At 67.3% G+C, this 20,922-nt stretch carries 19 protein-coding genes; 12 read left to right on the top strand and 7 right to left on the bottom strand.

Going from position 1 to position 20,922, the window contains the following annotated elements:
* Genes ACYVI5_RS11835 through ACYVI5_RS11825 form a run of 3 tightly spaced genes read right to left on the bottom strand, consistent with a single transcriptional unit; the run spans position 1 to position 2,981 of the window.
* Positions 1 to 759, bottom strand: a complete 759-nt coding sequence (locus ACYVI5_RS11835) for a 5-oxoprolinase subunit B family protein (protein ID WP_460580334.1) — start codon at positions 757 to 759, stop codon at positions 1 to 3.
* Between the two features lie 28 nt (positions 760 to 787).
* Positions 788 to 1,555, bottom strand: coding sequence for a LamB/YcsF family protein (locus ACYVI5_RS11830; protein ID WP_460580333.1), 768 nt, complete (start codon positions 1,553 to 1,555; stop codon positions 788 to 790).
* Between the two features lie 55 nt (positions 1,556 to 1,610).
* Complete coding sequence (locus ACYVI5_RS11825) at positions 1,611 to 2,981, bottom strand: MFS transporter (protein ID WP_460580332.1); 1,371 nt, start codon at positions 2,979 to 2,981, stop codon at positions 1,611 to 1,613.
* Positions 2,982 to 3,037: 56 nt separating this feature from the next.
* On the opposite strand from ACYVI5_RS11825, the gene ACYVI5_RS11820 reads away from it, so the two are divergent.
* From ACYVI5_RS11820 to lpdA, 4 genes are all read left to right on the top strand, one after another.
* Positions 3,038 to 4,216 carry a LacI family DNA-binding transcriptional regulator gene (locus ACYVI5_RS11820; protein WP_460580331.1) on the top strand — a complete coding sequence of 393 codons (1,179 nt, stop codon included), beginning with the start codon at positions 3,038 to 3,040 and terminating at the stop codon, positions 4,214 to 4,216.
* Between the two features lie 67 nt (positions 4,217 to 4,283).
* Positions 4,284 to 4,820, top strand: a complete 537-nt coding sequence (locus ACYVI5_RS11815; protein WP_460534689.1) for a gluconokinase — start codon at positions 4,284 to 4,286, stop codon at positions 4,818 to 4,820.
* Between the two features lie 97 nt (positions 4,821 to 4,917).
* Positions 4,918 to 6,138 (top strand): dual-specificity RNA methyltransferase RlmN, encoded by a 1,221-nt coding sequence (gene rlmN, locus ACYVI5_RS11810; RefSeq protein WP_460580597.1) that lies wholly within the window; start codon positions 4,918 to 4,920, stop codon positions 6,136 to 6,138.
* 94 nt (positions 6,139 to 6,232) lie between these two features.
* The gene (lpdA, locus tag ACYVI5_RS11805; RefSeq protein WP_460580330.1) at positions 6,233 to 7,630 is read left to right on the top strand and encodes a dihydrolipoyl dehydrogenase family protein; all 1,398 of its coding nucleotides are present in this window, start codon (positions 6,233 to 6,235) and stop codon (positions 7,628 to 7,630) included.
* A 47-nt stretch (positions 7,631 to 7,677) separates the two neighbouring features.
* On the opposite strand, the gene uxaC is transcribed toward lpdA, so the two are convergent.
* On the bottom strand, positions 7,678 to 9,096 hold the full coding sequence (gene uxaC / locus ACYVI5_RS11800) for a glucuronate isomerase (protein WP_460580329.1): 1,419 nt from the start codon (positions 9,094 to 9,096) through the stop codon (positions 7,678 to 7,680).
* Positions 9,097 to 9,114: 18 nt separating this feature from the next.
* A complete protein-coding gene (locus ACYVI5_RS11795) occupies positions 9,115 to 10,233 on the bottom strand; it encodes a LacI family DNA-binding transcriptional regulator (RefSeq protein WP_460580328.1) in 1,119 nt (372 codons plus the stop codon).
* A 185-nt stretch (positions 10,234 to 10,418) separates the two neighbouring features.
* Here ACYVI5_RS11795 and ACYVI5_RS11790 point away from each other — a divergent pair, with 185 nt between their 5' ends.
* The 3 genes from ACYVI5_RS11790 (at position 10,419) to ACYVI5_RS11780 (ending at position 13,623) form a co-directional block, all read left to right on the top strand.
* The gene (locus ACYVI5_RS11790; RefSeq protein ID WP_460580327.1) at positions 10,419 to 11,771 is read left to right on the top strand and encodes an ABC transporter substrate-binding protein; all 1,353 of its coding nucleotides are present in this window, start codon (positions 10,419 to 10,421) and stop codon (positions 11,769 to 11,771) included.
* Between the two features lie 77 nt (positions 11,772 to 11,848).
* Positions 11,849 to 12,727 (top strand): carbohydrate ABC transporter permease, encoded by an 879-nt coding sequence (locus tag ACYVI5_RS11785; protein WP_460580326.1) that lies wholly within the window; start codon positions 11,849 to 11,851, stop codon positions 12,725 to 12,727.
* A gap of 86 nt (positions 12,728 to 12,813) precedes the next feature.
* On the top strand, positions 12,814 to 13,623 hold the full coding sequence (locus ACYVI5_RS11780; RefSeq protein ID WP_460534834.1) for a carbohydrate ABC transporter permease: 810 nt from the start codon (positions 12,814 to 12,816) through the stop codon (positions 13,621 to 13,623).
* On the opposite strand, the gene ACYVI5_RS11775 is transcribed toward ACYVI5_RS11780, so the two are convergent.
* Positions 13,616 to 14,671, bottom strand: a complete 1,056-nt coding sequence (locus ACYVI5_RS11775) for a LacI family DNA-binding transcriptional regulator (RefSeq protein WP_460534676.1) — start codon at positions 14,669 to 14,671, stop codon at positions 13,616 to 13,618. The two genes, ACYVI5_RS11780 and ACYVI5_RS11775, sit on opposite strands and share 8 nt — an antisense overlap.
* Before the next feature lie 185 nt (positions 14,672 to 14,856).
* Entirely contained in the window at positions 14,857 to 15,471 is a 615-nt protein-coding gene (locus tag ACYVI5_RS11770; RefSeq protein WP_460580325.1) for a TetR/AcrR family transcriptional regulator, read from the bottom strand.
* Between the two features lie 241 nt (positions 15,472 to 15,712).
* Between ACYVI5_RS11770 and ACYVI5_RS11765 the strand changes: the two genes are divergently transcribed.
* From ACYVI5_RS11765 to ACYVI5_RS11745, 5 genes are all read left to right on the top strand, one after another.
* Positions 15,713 to 16,303 (top strand): DUF6230 family protein, encoded by a 591-nt coding sequence (locus ACYVI5_RS11765; protein WP_460534672.1) that lies wholly within the window; start codon positions 15,713 to 15,715, stop codon positions 16,301 to 16,303.
* Positions 16,304 to 16,308: 5 nt separating this feature from the next.
* The gene (locus tag ACYVI5_RS11760; protein WP_460580324.1) at positions 16,309 to 17,475 is read left to right on the top strand and encodes a DUF6114 domain-containing protein; all 1,167 of its coding nucleotides are present in this window, start codon (positions 16,309 to 16,311) and stop codon (positions 17,473 to 17,475) included.
* A gap of 115 nt (positions 17,476 to 17,590) precedes the next feature.
* The gene (locus ACYVI5_RS11755; protein ID WP_460580323.1) at positions 17,591 to 18,448 is read left to right on the top strand and encodes a sugar phosphate isomerase/epimerase family protein; all 858 of its coding nucleotides are present in this window, start codon (positions 17,591 to 17,593) and stop codon (positions 18,446 to 18,448) included.
* Positions 18,445 to 19,641 (top strand): Gfo/Idh/MocA family protein, encoded by a 1,197-nt coding sequence (locus ACYVI5_RS11750; protein WP_460580322.1) that lies wholly within the window; start codon positions 18,445 to 18,447, stop codon positions 19,639 to 19,641. The genes ACYVI5_RS11755 and ACYVI5_RS11750 overlap by 4 nt, the downstream gene beginning before the upstream one ends.
* A gap of 60 nt (positions 19,642 to 19,701) precedes the next feature.
* Entirely contained in the window at positions 19,702 to 20,907 is a 1,206-nt protein-coding gene (locus tag ACYVI5_RS11745; RefSeq protein WP_460580321.1) for a mannitol dehydrogenase family protein, read from the top strand.
* The last annotated feature ends 15 nt before the right edge of the window (positions 20,908 to 20,922 follow it).

Genomic DNA, 20,922 nt, shown 5'->3' with positions numbered 1-20,922 from the left:
TCATGCTCGTGCTCCGGTCGCGGGAGTGTGCGTCATCGTTCCGTCGGGAACGAGCGCGAGGCCGGACAGGCGCTCGAACGCATCCTCGTCGATCCGCTCGAAGCGGAGCACGTCGCCGGGCAGGTAGGGCACGAGCGGTTCGCGGGCCAGGTCGAGGAACGACAGCGGCGTACGGCCGATGACGCGCCACCCTCCTGGCGACGTTGCGGGGGCGATCGTGGCCTGTCGCCCTGCGAGTGAGACGACGCCCGCGGGCACGCTGGCGCGAGGGCTTGCAAGCCGGGGGATCGGGACCGGAAAGTCGGGACCGTCGAGCATGGGGGATCCGCCGGGAGCGCCGAGGCAACGTACCGTGTAGGACGGCTCGAGATGCCGCCGGATCACCTCCTCGGAGTCGAGGTTCGTCAGGCGCGCGACCTCGTCGAGGTCGTCCTGCCATGGCCCGCCGTAGAGCACGGGCACGACGAACGTGCGAGGCGCCGTCTCGAGGGGTTCACCAGGGTCGATGGTGCGCAACAACTGCCGCACGTGCTCGGCCACCGCCGCCACGGTCGTGGCAGTCGGGTCGAACTCGACGAGTACGGACTCGTACGTCGGGATCGAGCCGATGAGCCCGGGCTCCTGCCGCTCGGAAAGTCGGCGGGAGAGCCCGTGTACGACACGCCAGTCGAGTTCCCGGTCACCGAGACGCGCTGAGACGCGGAGTGCGGCGGGACCGCACTCCGAGACGCGCACGTCGCGCTCGCTGACAGGGCTCATCCGTGTCCGCTTCCCTTCGCGCAAGCGCTCATCCATCTTCCTTGGGCGCCGCGATCGTGACGCCCGAGGACTCCAGGTCGCGTCGGATCCGCCGCGCCAGCTCGACGGCTTCCGCGTTGTCGCCGTGAAGGAGAACAGTGTCGACGGCGACCGGGATCGCCGCGCCGTTGCGGCTGTCGATAACGCCCTCTGTCACCATGCGTACCGTTCGCCGAGCGATCTCGTCGGCGTCGTGGATGACCGCACCGGGCTGAGAGCGAAGCACCAGCGTGCCATCGTCTTCGTACGCCCGGTCGGCGATCCCGACAATCGACACCCGGATGCCGGCCTCGCGGGCGGCGTCCGCGAGGCAGCCGTCCTGCGCGAGCACGCGCAGCGACGGGTCGACGTGACGAATGGCATCCACCACGGCATCCGCATAGTCCGCGCGGGTCCCGACGAGGTTCCCGAGCCTGCCGTGCGGGGTGAGGTGCGTCAGGCGGGTGCCGTGATACGCGGCGAATGCGGCCAGGGCTCCGAGCTGATACACGACGTCGGTGCGCACTTCGTGGGCGGTCACATCCATCGTGCGCCGGCCGAAGCCGACGAGGTCCGGAAAGCTCGGATGCGCTCCGACGTGCACGCCGCGGCGCACGCACTCGCCGACAGTGCGATCCATGATCCGTGGGTCGCCGGCGTGGAAGCCGCAGGCAACGTTCGCCGAGGTGACGATCTCGAGCAGGGCGTCATCGTCGCCCATGGACCAGGGGCCGAAGCCCTCGCCCAGGTCGGCCACCAGATCGATGCTGCGTGACATCATCTCCATCCTTCGATCGCGGGGAACCAGATCGCGCGTCAGCAGGTCGCTGCGTTCACGGAGCGGGCGCCACCGTCGGCAGTGCCGTGGCGGCGGTGACCGCAGCCTTCTCATGGTCGCTCTGCTGCACCTCGTCGAGATCGTCGAGCGTGTACTTGCGAGTCTCCTTCGCCGTGAGGGCCGATGCACCTGCCACGACCATGAACCCGAGCGCGAGTATGGACGGCCCAACCCACCCCGTCAGCGCGCTGCCTGCCAGCGCGGTCGCGAGCACGGGGCCGATCGCGCCCGAGGCGGCGAAACCGATCTGGGTGCCCACGGCGAGGCCGGAGACGCGCACCCGGCTCGGGAACATCTCGGCGAAGAACGAGGGCCAGGATGCGTTCACCACCGAGTAGAAGAGGCTGTAGTTGACGATGCCGAACAGGAAGATCAGTGCCCAGTCGCCGGTCGTGATCGACCAGAGGTAGGGCACCATCGTGATGCCGACGCCGGCGGTTCCGATGAGGAACATGGTCTTGCGGCCGATCTTGTCCACCAGGAATCCGGAGAGCGGCGTGATCCCGAGCGCGATCACGGCCGAGACCGTCGTGACCAGCAGCATGGTCGCCTTGTCGAGCTTGTATCCGCCGGTTCCGAAGGCCACCGAGAAGGTCTGCATCATGTAGCTCGTGCCCGCGATGAGCGCGCAGAGCGCGACACGGAGAATAGCCCGCCAGTGGAAGCGTACGGCCTGATTGAGGGGAGCGATGTGCACCTTGATCGCCTGCGTGGCAACGAATGCGGGGGGCTCGTGCATGCGGCGACGGATCAGGTAAGCGGCGACGACGACCACGGCAGAGAACCAGAACGGGATCCGCCACGCCCAGCCGAGCAGTTGCGACTCGGGCAGGACCGTGAAGGGGAGGAACACGACCATCGACAGCAGCGTGCCCGAGGAGGCGCCCAACGTGGTGAAACTCGTCACGAACCCGCGCCGCTGGTCCGAGGCGTGTTCGAGGCTCATCGTGATGGCGCTCGCCTGCTCGCCGGAGAGGCACAGGCCCTGGAGCACGCGGATGGCGACGAGCAGTATGGGTGCGAGAGCGCCGACCTGAGCGTAGGTGGGCAGGCATCCGATCAAGAAGGTGCAGCCGCCGATGCCGAACAGCGTGAGCATCATCACGAACTTGCGGCCGAACCTGTCGCCGAGCGGGCCGAGGATGAGCGCGCCGATCGGGCGGACCACGTAGCCGACTGCCAGGGTCGCCATGCTGAGCAGGACGCTGATGCCCTCGGGCAGGTCGGGCGAGAAGAAGATCACGTTCAGCACGAGCGCCGACGCCGTGCCATACACAGCGAAGTCGTAGTACTCGAGTGTCGTACCGATCCAGGCGGCCACGGCCGCCTTCACAGGCGTCTTCTTGGGGAGTGCAATCTCAGTCATTTCGTCTCCATCGACGGTTCACGGAACTGCAGAGCTGGGGTGACTTCACGATAGATATGACGCACTCGAGGTTCAATGATTGTGCCAACTCTGTGCAGTCCAGCATGCTCGGATGGCAGCGATCTACTGGTGTCAGGCCTGGAATCGATGCAATACTGGCACAATTGTTGCCAATCAATTTGCAGATCGGAGCGTTCGTGGTCGTGCCCCAACGCCGCCATCCGCGGCATGTCACCCTCACGGCTATCGCGCAGGCCTGCGGTGTCGCTCCCTCCACGGTGTCGCGCGCCTTGAGCAATCCCCATCGGGTGAGCACGTCGATGTACGAGAAGATCGCCCGCAAAGCCAGGGAGATGGGCTACTTCTCAGCACTTCTGCCGGAGGCAGATGACTGGCGCACGCACGGCACCATCGGTCTCGTCGTGCCCAATCTGACCAATCCGTTCCTCTACGACCTCGTACGCGGCAGCCAGGGCCAGGCGCAGACAGCGGGTTACTTCCACCTGCTGGTGAGCACCGACGAGTCACCTTCGGTGGAAGCCACCTGGCTGACCGATCTTGCCCGCACGGTCGACGGCATCGTCGTCGTGGCGCCGCGAACGAGCGACGACGCACTCCGGTCGGTCGCCGACGCCGTGCCCGTCGTGGTCGTGAACCGCGAGGTCGAATCCCTGTCCAGCGTCGTGATCGAGACACCTGCGGGCGCGGCGCAGGCCGTCGACTACTTGGCCAGTCTCGGCCACCGTCGCATCGCCTACGTCCGGGGGCCGGAGAACTCGTGGACCGATCGGGTGCGTTACGCGGCCCTTTGCGACGCCGCACAGCACCACGAGGCGGAGATCGTGCCGATCGGCGCGTTCCATCCTTCGCTGGCGGCCGGTGCAGCGGCGGCCGACGCGGTCTCGCTGAGTATGGCGACGGCTGGGGTCTTCTTCAACGACACGTTGGCGATCGGTGCGCTCGGCCGGTTCCGGGAGCGCGGCATCCGCGTGCCCGAAGACATCAGTGTCATCGGGTGCGACGACGTCTTCGGATCGGCGTTCGTCACGCCGCCGCTGACGACCGTGACCACGTCGGGAGAACGGGCCGGGAGAACGGCGACGGAGATACTCATCGGCCACTTCTCCACCAAGGACCACGCGCCGAGAGCGGAGCATCTCGCGGTTCACCTCACGGTCAGGGGTTCGACCGGCCCTGTTCCATCGGAACGCACCGCCGCCGCGTCGGCACGATGACGTGCGCCGGATCGGGCAATCCTTCGCCGGTGAGTGGCAACGACGGCGATCGACCAGAATGGACTGCATGACCGTCGTTCCTCCCGTCCACCTTCCCGCGATCGTGCTGATGGGGGTGTCGGGCGCGGGCAAGAGCGTCGTCGGCAATGCCCTGGCAGACGTCTCCGGCCGGGTGTTCATCGACGGCGACGATCTGCATCCGGCGGCGAACAAGGAGAAGATGCGGGCAGGCATCCCGTTGACGGATGCCGACCGCGAGCCGTGGTTGCGGATCATCGGTGAGCGCCTCGCGGTGGGAGACGGCGTGATCGTGGCGTGCAGTGCGCTCCGGCGCCGCTACCGCGATCTGCTGCGGTCGTATGCGCCCGACACCTTCTTCGCGCACCTGGACCCCCAGCCGGAGACTCTCGAACAGCGGCTCGCCGTGCGGGTGCACGAGTACATGCCCGCCGACCTGCTCGGTTCACAGCTGGCCACGCTCGAACCGCTGCAGCCGGACGAGTTCGGTGCCGTCTTCCGCTCCGATGCGTCGGTCGACGCGACTGTTGCGGACATCCGCGCGGCGCTGGCATCCGACCTCGAGGAGCCGCCCGCCAGTCGCTAGGCATGTCGAGCGACATCGCACGCAGGATCGCGCGGTGGATGCCTGCACCGGCGGTTGCCCAGCCGCACCCTGAGAGAATGGCCGGGTGAGCGAGACGATCCTGCCCGATGAGCGCACTGCCGAGGTGCCTGCTGCCACCCGCACCGGGCGGCGCCAGGTGCGCCCGGTGGCCGAGGGCTGGACGCAGCAGCTGGCAGCTGACGGCCGGCCCGCGCTGCAGTTCGCCTCACCGCGCCGCAAGCAGCCCGAGACGCACCTCGCCGACCTGACTCCGGCCGAGCGCAAGGCGAAGGTCGAGGAGCTCGGGCTTCCGGCCTTCCGAGCCAAGCAACTGTCGACGCACTACTTCACCCACTGCACGACGGATGCCTCAGCCATGACCGATCTGCCGGCATCCGGTCGCGATGAGCTCGTCTCGGCACTGCTACCCCCGCTGCTCACGGAAGTGCGCCGTCTGCGCACCGACGACGGCCGCACCATCAAGTTCCTCTGGCGGCTGTTCGACGGTGCGCTGGTGGAGTCGGTGCTCATGCGGTATCCGGGTCGCATCACGCTGTGCATCTCGTCGCAGGCAGGATGCGGCATGAACTGCCCGTTCTGCGCGACCGGCCAGGCCGGCCTCACCCGAAACCTGTCGGCGGCCGAGATCGTCGACCAGGTGGTTGCAGCGAACCGTGCCATCGCACAAGGGGAGCTGGGCCATAGACCCTCCGGCGCGCCGGAGCGAGTTCACAACATCGTCTTCATGGGCATGGGGGAGCCGCTCGCAAACTACAAGCGCTTGATGAGCGCCGTGCGCACTCTGCTGGCCCCGCAGCCCGACGGCCTCGGAATGTCGGCACGAGGCATCACGGTGTCGTCGGTGGGGCTGGTGCCTGCCATCCGCAAGCTGGCCGACGAAGACATCCCCCTGACGTTCGCGCTTTCGCTGCACGCGCCCGACGACGGACTGCGCGACGAGCTCATCCCGGTGAACTCGCGCTGGAAGGTCGACGAGGCACTGGATGCCGCCCGCTACTACTTCGAGAAGACCGGCCGCCGCGTCTCCATCGAGTACGCGCTCATCAAAGACATGAACGACCACGCGTGGCGCGCCGACCTGCTGGCGCAGAAGCTGAACGAGCGGGGTCGCGGCTGGGTGCACGTCAATCCGATCCCGCTGAACCCGACGCCTGGCTCCATCTGGACGGCGAGCGAGAGGGATGTCACGGCCGAGTTCGTCCACAGGCTGGAGTCGGCCGGCATCCCCACAACCCTCCGCGACACCCGCGGTAAGGAGATCGACGGCGCGTGCGGCCAGCTGGCGGCGGCGGAGTAGCCGCTGGCATCTCGGATGGCTTCACGAGGCCGGACCACGAGGCGCACCAGGTAGCATCCCGTAGCGAAACCCGCCCGATTCCTGAGGAGGACCCATGCCCCATTTCGACGTAGTCGTGCTCGGTGCCGGCCCCGGCGGTTACGTCGCCGCTGTGCGCGCCGCGCAGCTCGGCCTGCAGGTGGCCATCGTCGAGCAGCAGTACTGGGGCGGAGTGTGCCTGAACATCGGCTGCGTTCCGGCGAAGACGCTGATCCGCAACGCCGAGGTGCTGGGGCTGGTCACGCGCGAGGGCGCGGAGTTCGGCATCTCCGGCGACATTCACGCCGACTACGGCGTCGGCTGGGACCGCAGCCGCAAGGTCGCGGATGCCCGTGCCAAGGGCGTCAACTTCCTCATGCGCAAGAACAAGATCACCCAGTTCGACGGGCACGGCTTCTTCACGGGTCCGAAGTCGATGGATGTCGCGCTCGCCGCAGGAGGCACTGAGCAGCTCACGTTCGACAACGCGATCATCGCGACCGGCTCGACGGTGCGCCTGCTTCCCGGCGTTGAGCTCAGCGAGAACGTGCAGACCTACAAGGAGCTCATCCTCACCCGAGAGCTGCCGAAGTCGATCGTGATCGTCGGCGCCGGCGCCATCGGGCTCGAATTCGCGTACGTGCTGGCCAACTACGGTGTTCAGGCGACCGTCGTGGAGTTCCTCGACCGCGCGCTCCCCAACGAGGATGTCGACGTCTCCAAAGAGGTCACGAAGCACTTCAAGGCGCTCGGCGTGCCGATCCTCACCTCGACGAAGGTCGAGTCGGTGGTCGACGACGGCAACCAGGTGACGGTGACCTACACCGGTGCGGATGGTGCACAGGGCAGCATCACGGCCGACAAGGCGCTCATCTCGGTCGGATTCGCCGCGAACGTTTCCGGCTACGGCCTGGAGAACACCGGCGTCGAACTCACCGATCGCGGCGCGATCGCGATCGACGACCACATGCGCACCAACGTTTCCGGCATCTACGCCATCGGCGACGTCACCGCCAAGCTGCAGCTCGCCCACGTGGCCGAGGCGCAGGCCGTCGTCGCGGCAGAGACCATCGGCGGCGCCGAGACCATGACACTCGGCGACTACCGCAACATGCCGCGCGCCACCTACATGCAGCCGCAGGTGGCGAGCTTCGGCCTCACCGAGCAGCAGGCCCGCGACGCCGGCTACGACGTCGAGGTCTCGACCTTCCCGATGATGGCCAATGCCAAAGCGCACGCCCTCGGCGACGCACGCGGGTTCGTCAAGCTCGTCGCCGACAAGAAGTACCACGAGCTGCTCGGCGGCCACATGGTCGGACTCGACGTCTCGGAGTTGCTGCCCGAACTCACGCTTGCTCAGAAGTGGGACCTCGGGGCGCTGGAGCTCGCACGCAACGTGCACCCGCATCCGTCGCTCTCCGAGTCGATGCAGGATGCCTTCCACGGCCTCGTCGGCCACATGATCAACCTGTAGCCCCGCACCCTCGCGGGTTCGTCCCCGCGAGGGTGCGCGTTCGTCGGCTACAGGCGGAAGACGCCTCGCGGGATGTCGGACACCAGCCGGCGGGCGACACCGAGCGCGTCGTCCTCGTCGAGCTGGTGCGTGACGACGAGGGATGCCAGGTAGCCGGCATCCAGCCGCCGTGACATGTCGTGACGGGCCGGGATCGAGCAGAACGCCCTGGTGTCGTCGATGAATCCGCTCGTCTTGGTGAAGCCGGCCGAGTCGGTCACCGCGGAACGGTAGCGGGTGATGCCCGCGGGGGAGTCCAGGAACCACCACGGCGCGCCCGCGTACACGCTCGGGTAGAAACCGGCGAGCGGTGCGATCTCGCGCGAGAACAGGGTCTCGTCCACGGTGAAGAGCACGAGCCGGAATGTCGGGTTCACTCCGAAGTCGCGCAGGATCGGGGTGAGCGGCACGGTGTAGCCGCCCACCCCCGGCAGGTCGTGACCGGTGTCGGGACCGAAAGCGTCGAAGGTCGGCTTGTGGTGGTTGCGGATGACGCCGGCGTGCAGCTGCATCACGAGACCGTCGTCCGCGCTCATCTCCGCGAGCCGGTAGAGCAGGTTGCGGCGGTAGGCGTCCGCATCCGTTTGGCTGATCGTGCCGGCCAGGGCATCGCGGTGGATGCGCTCGGCATCCGCCTCGGAGAGCGGCTCGCTGCCCGCGTCGATCACGCCGGTGTCCGTGGCCGTGCCGCCCGCCGCCTTGAAATACGCGCGCCGCGACCGAAGCGCGTCGAGCATCCCTGCGTACGTTCCGCAGTCGATGTTGGCTGCGGTCGAGAGCGTTGCGAGCGCGTCGCGCCAGCCTGCCTGCAGAGGATGCATGTAGCGGTCGGCGCGGAACGTGGGCACCACTGCGCCGGTGAAGGTCGGGTCGTCGCGCAGTGCGAGATGCGCCGAGAGGTCGTCCGCCGGATCGTCGGTCGTGGCCAGCACCGAGATGCGGAAGCGGTCGAACAGCGCGCGGGGACGGAATTCGGGCCGCGCGAGCGCTGCGCACAGCTGGTCGTACAGGGCGTCCGCGGTCTGCGGCGACGGAGCATCCGTCAGCCCGAAGACGTCGGCGAACTCGCTCTCGAACCAGAACCGCACGGGAGTGCCGAGAAAGACGTCCCAGTTCTCGCACAGTCTGCGCCAGATCTCGCGACCGGATGCCTGCGACGGCACACCGTTCCGCTTCAGTCCCAGCTCGGTCAGCGGCACACCCACCGCGTGCAGCAACCGTGTCACGTAGTGGTCGGGCGTGATCAGCAGCGCTGCCGGATCCCCGAACGGCTCGTCATCGAGCAGCAGGCGGGCGTCGACGTGGCCGTGCGGTGAGTAGATCGGAGCGTCCGCCACCTCTGCATACAGCCGCCGCGCAACATCGCGGCTGGCCGGGTCGGCGGGCAGCAGACGGTCGGGGTGCGGGCTCAGCGTTCGAGCGCTCATCGAGTCTCCAATCTTGGGTCAGCGTCGTGACTCCCGCACCGAGCTGGGCGCGGGGCCGGTCGACTCGCGCACGGTGAGATGCGTCGCGAGCACGATTTCGTGGCTCAGGGCGAGATCGTCGAAGCGGTCGTCATCGTCGACCACCGACCCGGTTTCGATCCGATGCAGAAGCGACCGAATCGCCACTCTTCCTGCTTGCTCAATGGGTGACGTCAGGGTGGTCAGCGGGGGATGGCAGAACGCGGCGCCGAAGATGTCGTCGCACCCGACCACGCTCATGTCTTCCGGCACGCGTATGCCACGCTCTCGGAACCGCTCCAGCATGCCGATCGCGAGCAGATCGTTGAACGCCACGCACGCCGTAGCATCCGTGTTCAGTGCGGCATCGGCCGCCGCTGCGCCAGAGTCGACGAACGGCACGTGCGGTCCGATTCTGTTCAGTGAGAGGTTCAGCCGCTTTGCGGCGGCATTCAAGGCCCCGAAGCGGCGTTCGTTGGACCACGAGCTGTCGGGGCCTGCAACATAGAGGATGTTGCGGTGTCCGAGGGACACGAGATGTTGGAGGGCTTGCTCCATCCCGCCAGGGGTGTCGATGAGAACGGACGGAACGCCCCGCGGCTTGCGGTTGATCACCACCAGCGGAAGTCGCTCCGCGATCTCCGCGATCCGTTGATCCGACAAGCGAGATGCCGAGATCACTGCACCGTCAGCCCGTCCGGCGATGGCGTTCAGCGCTTGCAGCTCTGTGCTCGGCGACTCCTCGGTATCGACCAGCAGCTGGATCCATCCGGCGGCTGCGAGCTGGTGCTGCGTTCCGCGGATGATTCCGAAGTAGAACGGGTTGGTGACGTCCGAGACGACGACGGCGACCGCATGTTTTCGGTGCGCTTGCGGTTCGGGTCTGATGCGCTCATAGCCGAGTTGCGCCGCCGTGTGTTCGATGTGCAAGCGCGTCGCCTGGTTCACACGGTGCGGAAGCGAGAGCGCACGGGAGACCGTCGAAGGGGCCACGCCGGCGGCCCTGGCGACATCTCTGATGGATACCCGTTTGCGGGCTTCGTCGCTGCTCGTGGTCGGCTCCCGTTCAGGTCCCGCATTCGGGTCCCAGTCCCTTGAAGGTAGCTGCGGCGGCAGCATTCTGCAACTTGTTGCAGAACGTTGTCATCGCTCGCGAGCAAAGGAAGCAGGGTGATGTTCACGGTCCAATTCACGGATTCGTTGCAGAGTGTGGCAACGAATGGCAACAGCTTGATGCTTGCCCAGTCGCGTCTCTACCGTGCGACTACTACGAAGCACGTGTACTCGATGGAGAGGACCGACCTATGCACAGAAGACGCGCGATCGCTGTGACCGCGGGGATGCTCGTTGCAGGACTCGCACTGGCAGGATGCAGTTCTGGTGGCAGTCCGACCGCCAGCGCCAGCAGCGGACCGGTCAATGGCAAGGGCAAGACCATCACCGTCTTCACGCTGGCTAACACGCAGTACCCGCAGCAGCAGAAACAGTTCGACGACGATGTGGCCGCAGCGTTCCAGAAGCAGACCGGCGCGAAGCTGGTGTGGGACATGGGCGCGTCGGCGAACGACGAGCAGACCAAGATCCAGACCTCGGCGGTCTCCGGTCAAGGCCCGGACATCTACGACATCGGCACCACGTTCACGCCGACCGCCTACTCGACAGGCGACTTCGTCAGCATGACCACCGCCGACTGGAACGCGATCGGAGGAAAGAGCAAGTTCGTTCCTGCGTCGCTCGGCATCTCCGGACCGAACTCCAAAGATCAGGTCGGCATCCCGTACGAGTCTCGTCCCTTCGTGATGGTGTACAACACCAAACTGTTCCAGCAGGCCGGCCTCACGAAGCCGGCCACGACGTGGGATGGCCTGATCGCCCAGGCGAAGAAACTCACCGGCAACGGGGTCTACGGCATGGCCATGGACTACAAAGACAGCTTCAGCCCCTGGAAGTACATCTGGATGTACGACATGCAGATGGGTAACCCGTTGATCTCGGGCAAGAAGGCCACCCTGAATGACCCGAAGACGCTCAAAGCCTACGAAGACTACTTCGGGCTGCTGACCCAGGATCACGTGATCGACCCGGCATCGGTCGGCTGGACAAGCGTGCAGGCACTTGCCGCGTTCGCTCAGGGCAAGGCCGCGATGCTGAACTGGACGACAGCAACGGCACAGAACACCTTGAACGCCTCACCGGTCAAGGGCGAGTACAAGTTCGCGGTCATGCCGACCGTCCCCCCGGGGTACTCCTCGCTGCCGAAGGGCGGGAACGCCGCCGCCAGCATCATCTCCGGCGACAATCTCGTCATCGCCAAGTACTCGAAGAACCAGGCGCTCGACCTCGCTCTCGTGAAGTACCTGACGAGCGACGAGGTGCAGAACAAGCTGTACACCAACTTCGGCAATCTTCCGGTGACGCAGTCCGAGGCCAAGAAGCTGGAAACCAACCAGGCGTCGCTGGCTCCGCTCCTGGAAGCCGGGTCGAAGTCGGTGACGACGCCGTTCTCGGGCGCGTGGGGCGCGACTGAGGTCGGATTGCTGAATGTGGTGACGCAGTCCATACCCGATCTCAACAACGGCTCGGTCAGCCCGAGCAAGCTCAAGGGCCTGCTCGACAATCTGCAGAACACCGCGACTCAGGCGCTGCAGTCCCAATGACGCCTGAGACGACCGTCGCGAGCCGCTCGTCCGCCATTCAGCCGGGCGGCTCGCGATCCGCCCGGCGAAGGCGGCCGGTGACGAAGCGCGGACGGCCGCTGTGGATGCTGATTCCCGGCGGTGTGCTGCTGGTGGCGATCATCCTCATCCCGCTGATCATCGGGATCTGGATGTCGCTGCTCAACTTGAGCCAGTACACGATTCGGCAGTGGCTCGCCGCACCCTTCGTGGCGTTCCAGAACTACGTCGTCGTGGTCACGCAGACGCAGTTCTTCCAATCTCTGGGTGTGAGCATCGGCTTTGCCGTGGTCGCGACGGTGTGCAGCGTCCCCATCGGGGTGGCAGCGGCGGTGGTGACTCACAACTCATTCCGCGGTCGGGCTGTGGTGCGTTCCATCTTCTTGGTCCCCTATGTGATCCCGTCCTTCGTGGTAGCCACGATCTGGCGCACGATCATGCAGCCCGGAGGGGTGTGGACGGGCATGCTCACGAGCTTCGGCGTCAAGTCGAGCCTGTGGCTGAACGGACCGAACGCATTCTGGACTCTCGTGATCGTGGAGATCTGGGCGTCTTGGCCGTTCATCTACCTTCTGACGCTCGCGGGCATGCAGACGATCGAGCACCAGGTGTTCGAGGCGGCTGCGATAGACGGTGTGACCTGGGGCCGACAGCTGCGCTCCATCGTCTTCCCGAACATCGGCGGCCCGCTGGCACTGGCGTGCGTGGTCTCGGTGCTGAACCACATCAACAACTTCACGCTTCCGTATGTGCTGTTCGGGATTCCAGCGCCCGACAACGTGCAGACCCTGCCGTTCCTCACCTACATCCAGAGTTTCACCGTGTTCCGATTCGGCCTCGGCGCCGCGACTGCCGTGCTCTCTCTGGTGCTGCTTGCCATACCGCTCATCGTGTACCTGCGTATGGTGCGGCTCGATGTTGGAAAGGAGAGCTGGTAGTGACATCCGACTCTTTCACGACACGTGATCGCCGCCGCGCGACGGCGGGCATCGCGGTGCTCGTGCCGGTATGGCTCCGAACGGTCATCATCGTCGTGATCCTCGTGATCATCGCGCTGCCGATGATGTTCGTGGTCTTCGGATCGGTCAACTCCGATCTGGGCGTGGCCAGTGGCGAGTACTTCCCGTCATCGTTCACATTGGTCAATTACGCGAAGATCTGGACGACCGTCGGGCTTGCGAAGGGCATGGTGAACAGCATCATCGTCGCCGGGTCCACTGCTGTGGTGGCCACGGCGATCGCCACGGTGTCGGCGTACGTGCTCGTCCGATTCACCTTTTTGGGACGCTCGACGGTTCTGCGATCGATGCTGATCCTCCAGTCGATCCCGGGCACACTGCTCGTGCTGCCGCTCTTCGTCGTCTTCTCGTCGTTCACCACGTACATCGGCGTTCAGGTGATCGGCACCCGGTGGGGCTTGTTCATCACGTATCTCACCTTCGCGCTGCCATTCGCCACCTGGGTGATGGTGACCTACCTGCGAGGCCTTCCCCGCGAATTGGAGGAGGCGGCGCGGATGGATGGCGCATCCAATGTGCGGATCGTTCGGCAAGTGATCCTGCCGCTGAGCTGGCCGGGTATCGTCGTGGCGGGCATCTTCTCGTTCCTCCTGGGATGGAACGACGTGCTCTTCGCCTCGGTCATGACGAATTCGGACACCCAGACCGTCTCGATCGCGCTCAACATCTTCAGTGCGTCGCAGTCCGGCGGATCGCTGCCGCTCTACGGTCAGCTCATGGCCGCTTCGCTGATCTGCGCGGCGCCGGTCGTCATCCTCTACCTCTGCCTGCAGCGCTGGCTCGTCGGTGGACTCACTGCCGGCAGCGTCAAGTGACGACCAGCGCAGGCGCCGGCCCGGTGGATGAGCGGACGGTGAGATGGGTGGGCAGCGTTGCGCTCCGCCGCCGAGCCGAGTCCGCTCCCGCCTCGAGCTGCGCGAGCAGCAGCGTGACGGCGAGCCGGCCGGCCTGCTCGATCGGGGCGGTGAGCGTCGTGAGCGGGGGATCGCAGAAGTCGGCGCCGAAGATGTCGTCGCATCCGACGATGCTCATCTGCCCGGGAACGCGGATGCCCCGCCCTGCCAGGTGCTGCAGCATGCCGATCGCGAGCAGGTCGTTGAACGCGATAGCGGCCGTGGCACCGGTGTTGAGCAGCGCGTCCGCCGCCGCCGCTCCTGCGCTGCGCAGCGGGGAGAACGGTCCCAGCCTGCGCGTCGTCACCGCGTGCTGCTTGCCGGCCTTGACGAACCGCCGCCAGCGTCCCTCGTTCGGCCAGGATGTCTCGGGACCCGACACGTAGGCGATGTCGCGGTGGCCGAGCGACACGAGGTGCTCGACGGCCTGCTCGATGCCCTTCGGTGTGTCGATGAACACCGTCGAGACGCCCCGGGTCTGCCGGTTGACGGCGACGATGGGCAGTTGCGACGCGAGCTCGGCGAGCATCCGGTCCGACAGTCGCGATGCGGCGAGCACGGCGCCGTCGAACGACGAGCGCAGGCGGTGCAGCAGGTCGTCTTCGTTCTGATCCGACTCCTCGGTGTCGATGAGCAGCTGCGAGTATCCGGATGCCTTCAGCTGACGCTGCGTGCCCTTGATGATGCCGAAATAGAACGGGTTGGTCACATCGGAGACGAGCACGGCGATGGCGCCGGTCTTGCCAGACGTCAACGCGCGGGCAGGGGAGTTGGGGGAGTAGCCGAGTTCGGCCGCGATGCGCGCGATGCGTTCGCGGGTGGCCGCGTTCACCCTGCCCGGGTTCGAGAGCGCCCGCGAGGCGGTGGAGATGGCGACGCCGGCGCGCTCCGCGATGTCGGCCAGCGTCACCGGACGCGGCGCCTCAGCGAGTGCCACCTGGGGCGGCGCATCGTCGCGAACTCCTCCCATGACGACAGCCAACCAGGCCCGTGGCTCACTGGCAAACGAAAGGCAACCGTTTGCCACACCGATGCTCGATCGCGAGACTGCACGCCCGCCCCGAAACCGTGGGCAACACCCGCTGTCTCGGGTAGGCGATGCAGCCTGGCGAAAACGAGAGGCCGCCGCACCCGCGGACCGGACTGATGCCGCGGTCAGCGCGGAACAGGCCCGGCGACGGACTCGACGACGGCGAGGGCACTACGCTCCAGGAAGGCAACGAACGCGGCCGCGTCGTCGTCGCCATCCGGCCCTTCGACCAGCTCTCCGTCGACCAGCGCCCGCTCGGCGAAGGCGACCCACGCGCGCAGCGCGACCTTGAGCAGCGGCGACTGCGGAACGCCGAGTTCCTCGAAGACGGCGACCACACGCCCAGTCTGGATCTGCTCCGCCTCCTCGACGACGGCCCGCACCTCCTTGTCTCCGCTGGCGACGCCGTGCACGAGCGAGACGAACGTGCTGCGATGTTCACGCACGAACTCCACGATCTTCGTCAGCGTCGTGTGCAGTCGCTCCAATGGCGGAAGGTCGAGTTGCGGCGCGGTCGCGTTCAGCATGCCGTCGCGGGCGGCACGCACGACCTCGCGGTGGAACCCCTGCTTCGAGTCGAAGTAGTAGAACAGCAGCCCGCGTGAGACGCCGGCCTGTGCCGAGAGGTCTTCCACGTTCAGCTGATCGAGCGGCCGGTCGGCCAGTGCAGCCACTCCGAGGGCGACGAGCTGCGCACGGCGTTCCTCGGGCGTCATACGGGTGCGGCGCTCGGAAGGCATCTCTCGAGGATATGGGCGATTGGGCATGAATGATCTCGACAGAGCCAGCACGCCGGCTCGCGGCGCCCCAGCGGGCGTGCGAGGCCTCGTCGCACGTCGCATGCCTGGCATCGACTGCGGTGTGCCCCGTCCGCGGGTCGACACCATAGACTGGCGCGCGGTACTGACTCATGGTAAATAGTTACTGACGTCGCGTCAGTAAGGGTCGTCATCCAGGAGTTGCGCGGATCGAGGAGGATCTATGAAGCTACGTTCCCTGACGGCGAAGCGCGCGGGGCGCGTCGCACTTGCCGGCATACCGGTAGGCATCGTCGCAGGCCTTCTGATGACGGGCGTGGCCAACGGTGCGGTCCCGGTGGCGTTCACTGTCTCGGGGTCCACGTTCCAGGTCGCCGCCTCGCAGCTTGAGGGCACCGGCTTCTCCCAGTACGCCGGAACCGTGACGCTGAAGGATGGCTCGACGCATCCGGTCTCGGTCGCGAACATCGCCAGCGCGAAGCTCTACGACCTGTGCCAGTCGGTGACGGTGCCCGGCATGCCGGTGGGGTTGAAGATCACCGCAGGTGGTGGCGGTACGCCCGCCACGGCGACGAACATGCAGATCGGCATGACCGACCTGCAGGGCGACGCGACGTTCAACAACATCCGCATCGGCGTCGACGCCTCGACGGTGAACACGGATGCCAAGGGCTCGGTGGGCGACTTCGCTCAGGATGCCGACTCGGTCGAGATCAAGAACCTCAAGCAGACCGCGTGGAGCACGCAGGCATCCGTCTTCAACCTCGCCGGGCTGCACCTGCAGCTGACCGACGGCAAGACGACCTGCTTCTAGGCCAGATGCAGCGACTCAGGGAATGGTGGCACGCGTTCGTCGCGTGGTCGCGGCGGCGTCCGTTCATCGGCGGTCTGCTGACCGTGCTCGGCGGCGTCGAGATGTTCTTCTCCGGTCAGCTCTCGGTCGGCGCCATGCGGGTGCAGGTCGGGATCGAAGGCTTCCAGGCGATGCTCATCCCGATCGTGCTCGTGGTGCTCGGCGTGCTGGCGACGCTCATGCCGCAGCACCGCATCTTCTACGGCGTGATCGCGCTCGTCGTCGCGGTGTACTCGCTCGTCGGAGTGAACCTCGGCGGCTTCTTCGCGGGCATGATCCTCGCCAGCGTTGGCGGTGTGCTGATCGTCTCGTGGATGCCGAGGGGGCCGGACAAGGCCGCGGACACCACTGCCGACGCTGAGCGCGACGCCCCCGCCGCGGAACGCGGTCGGAGACGACGAGGTGGAGACACCGCGCGGCGGGCCTCGGGAGGCGCTCTCGCGGTGGCGCTCACGGCGGCGATGAGTCTCGGACTCGTGGCGGCGCATCCGCAGTCCGCCTCCGCGGCAGAGGCCAGCGGAGTGTGCATCCTCGGGTTCATCGGCGACTGCTCCAACCCGAGTCCGACGCCGAGTCCCACCCCGACGCCCACGTCGACGACTGCCCCCGGCACCCCCTCTACGCCCGCACCGTCGCCATCGCCGGGCAGCGCCAACGGGACCGGCGACGCAGCCACACCTCCGGCCCCTACCGGACCGACCTTGATCGCACCGGCATCCGACTCGCCCGTGTTCACCGGAAAGCCCGCACTGCTGCAGGGCTCGTCGCTGTCGTTCTCAGGGCTGCGCTACCTCGGGCTCGCCACCGTGCGCCTGTCGGACGGCAGCACGGCGACCGTGCTCAAGCTCTCGATGGACAGCGTGACCATCCCTGGATTCCGGCTGGACACCCGCGACGCGAACGGTGCGGGCACCGACACCGTCGCGACGTCCATGTCGTTCAGCGGGGGAGTGAACACATACCTCGCATCGTTCAAGGCCGTGCTCGACAACGGGAAGGCCGTGCAGTACGACATCCAGCACCCGCCGTCGTCGGACGGATCGGTGCCGGTTCTGCGCATCCTCTCGCTCGAGGTCTTCGGCATCACCGGCGGCAGCTCGGTGCTGACCGGATTCCACGAGATGATCAGCTGACCGCTCCCTCAGAGGCACTCCCGCGCACGACCGGTATCGCCCTCCGGGCTACGCGCCGTGGCAACGCATGGCAAACGTTTGCAGCGACTCCGCGCCGCTGCCTAACCTGAATGGCATGAGCTCCACTTCCACGGGCGACGACGTCACCTGGAACCTCTCCGGATTCGGCGACGAGATCGACGAGTCACCGCAGGTGCAACTGGCCGTGCTCGAGGCCCTCGGTGCCCGGCACATCGAGGTACGCAGCGCCTGGGGGGTGAACATCGTCGACCTCGACGCGGAGCAGCTCAGCGCTCTCAAGTCGATCATCGACGCAGCAGGCTTCGGCGTCTCCGCCATCGCCTCGCCGATCGGCAAGGTGGATGTCTCGTTGCCCGTCGAGCACGAGGTGGAACGCCTGGCACGAGCGACCAACGCCGCGCACCTGCTCGGCTCGCGCTACGTGCGCATCTTCTCCTTCTACCGGGGCGAGGGCATCTCGGCGGAGGCCATCCGCGACGACGTGATCGTGCGCATGCGTGCACTCGCCGACCTCGCCGAGCGCGAGGGCGTGGTGCTGCTGCACGAGAACGAGAAGGGGATCTACGGCGACGTGCCCGAGCGGGTGCTCGACATCGTCGAGTCCGTGGGGTCCGATGCTCTGCGTCTCGCCTGGGACAACGCGAATTTCGTGCAGTGCGGCGTGAAGCCGTTCACGGATGCGTGGCCGCTGCTTCACGAGCACGTCGAGTACCTGCAGGTGAAGGACGCGCTGTTCGCCGACGGCACCGTCGTGCCGGCCGGTGAGGGCGATGGCCAGCTCCTGGAGACGGTGACCGCGCTGCGGGATGACGGTTACCGCGGCTTCGCCTCCCTCGAGCCGCACCTCGCCGGCGGGTTCGCGCTCGGCGGCTTCTCCGGCCCGCGCGCGTTCGGCACCGCCGCTCGCGCGTTCGCCCGCCTGACCGACGCGATCGGAGTCACCACAGCATGAACGACCAGGCCGACACGAATTCGGCGCCCACTCTCACCGCTGCGATCGTCGGCTGCGGTGTCATCGCCGACAACCACGTGCGGGCGCTTGCGGCCAGGGGAGACGTGTCGATCGTCGCCCTCGTCGACACGGTGGCGCCAGCAGCCGAGCGCGTGGCCACGTTGGTCGAGGAGGTCGGGATGCCCCGGCCCGCGCTTTTCGCCGATCTCGGCGAGGCGCTGGCGGAGCATCCGGTGGACATCGTCGTCGTGCTGACACCGAGCGGTCTGCATGTGCGCCTGGCGGAGACCGCTCTGAACGCCGGAAGCAACGTCGTCATCGAGAAGCCGCTCGACGTCTCCGTGCCCCGCGCCAGGCGTATCCGCGAGCTCGCCGACGGGGCCGCGAAGCGGGGGCTGGTGGCCACCGTGATCAGTCAGCACCGATTCGACCCGGCGTCGGCGGTCGTGGCCCGCGCCGCGCACTCCGGCGAGTTCGGTGTGCTGACCAGCGCCGTCGCATCCGTCGCGTGGTGGCGCACCCAGGAGTACTACGACTCCGGCCAGTGGCGCGGCACGTGGGAGCTCGACGGCGGCGGCGCCGTCATGAACCAGGGCGTGCACACCGTCGACCTTCTGGTCTGGTTCATGGGACGCCCCGTGGCCGTCTACGCCCACACGGCCCGCCTCGCCCACGAGCGCATCGAGGTGGAAGACACGGCCGTCGCGACCGTGCGTTTCGACAACGGCGCCATCGCCGTGCTGCACGCCACGACCGCCGCGTTCCCCGGGCTGTCCGTGCGCGTTCAGGTGCACGGCTCGAACGGTTCGGCGGTCATCGAGAACGACCAGCTCGCATACTTCGCGTCAGGAGGCACTGCGGATGCCGCGGGTAACGCCGACCCGACGCGCTCCGCGGGCGAGAACCGCGCGTCCGAGTTGGTGGAGCCGTCCCAGCTTTACGGCAGCCCGCGCGGAGCGGACGCATTCGTCGTCGGACACCGCAGGCAGTACGACGACATCGTCGACGCCATCCGCACTCACCGCGAGCCCGGCGTGACAGTGACCGATGCGCTGCTGTCGCTCGCCGTCGTCCGTGCGCTCTACCTCTCGGCCACGCTCGGCCGCGAGGTGCTCGTCGACGACGTGCTCGATGGTGTGTACGACGACCAGGACGTGCACACCGAGACAACGAACACCCAGGTCACCGCATGATGTTCGCGGTCTTCACGGCACCGGCCCTGCAGCGGACGCCGTCCGATGGGGAAGGCGCGGATGCCGTCCGTCGCTGAGGCGCGCACATCGCGGCCTCCGGTGCGCATCGCGCACCTCGGGCTGGGCCACTTCCACCGCGCGCATCAGGCCTGGTACACGCAGCACGTGAACGCATTCTCCGGATCGTCGGACGGCTGGGGCATCGCGGCCTTCACAGGGCGTTCGCCGCGGGCCGCCGAGGTGCTGGCCGAGCAGGACTGCGTCTACAGCCTCATCACCCGCGCCGCCGACGGCGACTCCGCCGAGATCGTGCAGTCGATCGTGCAGGCAAGCGACGGTGGCGGCTCGGAATGGGAGGCGACGGTCGCCGACCCGGTCGTCGCCGTGCTCACCGTCACCGTGACGGAGCGCGGATACGAGGCCGGCAACGCCTCAGGCGCCGCTGCCGGTGGCGAGAGCGCCGGTGCGCGTATCGCACGCGGTCTCGCAGCGCGGGCGCGGGCATCCGCCGGTCCGATCGCCCTCGTCAGCTGCGACAATCTGAGCGGGAATGGCGAGGCACTGCGGGGCGCGGTGCTGGCCGCGTCCGACGCGGATCTGGCCGCCTGGGTCGGCGAGAACGTCTCGTTCGTCTCGACCATGGTCGACCGCATAACGCCGGGAACCACGGATGCCGACCGCGCCACCGCCCGCGAGCTCACCGGATACGACGACGCGGCTCCGGTCGTCACGGAGCCGTTCAGCGAATGGATCCTCAGCGGGGCCTTCCCCGCCGGCCGTCCCGAGTGGGATCGGGTCGGCGCCCGTTTCGTCGACGACATCGAACCGTACGAGCGTCGCAAGCTCTGGCTGCTCAACGCCGGCCACACGCTGCTGGCCGCGGTCGGACTCCCGCGCGGCCACGAAACGGTAGCCGCCGCGTTCGCCGATCCCGAGTGCCGCATGCTGCTCGAAGACCTATGGGCGGAGGCGCGGGGCGTGCTCCCGTTCGACGAGGGGTCGACGGATGCCTTCCTCTCCGCCCTGCGCACCCGCTTCGCCAACCCGCGCATCGCGCACCGCCTGACGCAGATCGACGACGGCAGCCTGCAGAAACTGCGCCAGAGGCAGGCCGCGATCGTCGCCGCACGGCTCGAGAACGGGGACGAGCCGGGGCGCGCATCCCTCGCTACCGTCGAGTCATGGGGGCGCACCCGCGGACTCGATCTGGCCGAGGCGCTCGACGTGCTGCAGCCGGGCCTTGCCCGGCGCGTCTACGCCAACTGAACCGAACGACAACCC

The sequence above is a fragment of the Humibacter ginsengisoli genome (assembly GCF_054780095.1).
Note: the sequence above shows the minus strand (reverse complement) of the source record. Positions and strands in the feature narration are given on the sequence as shown.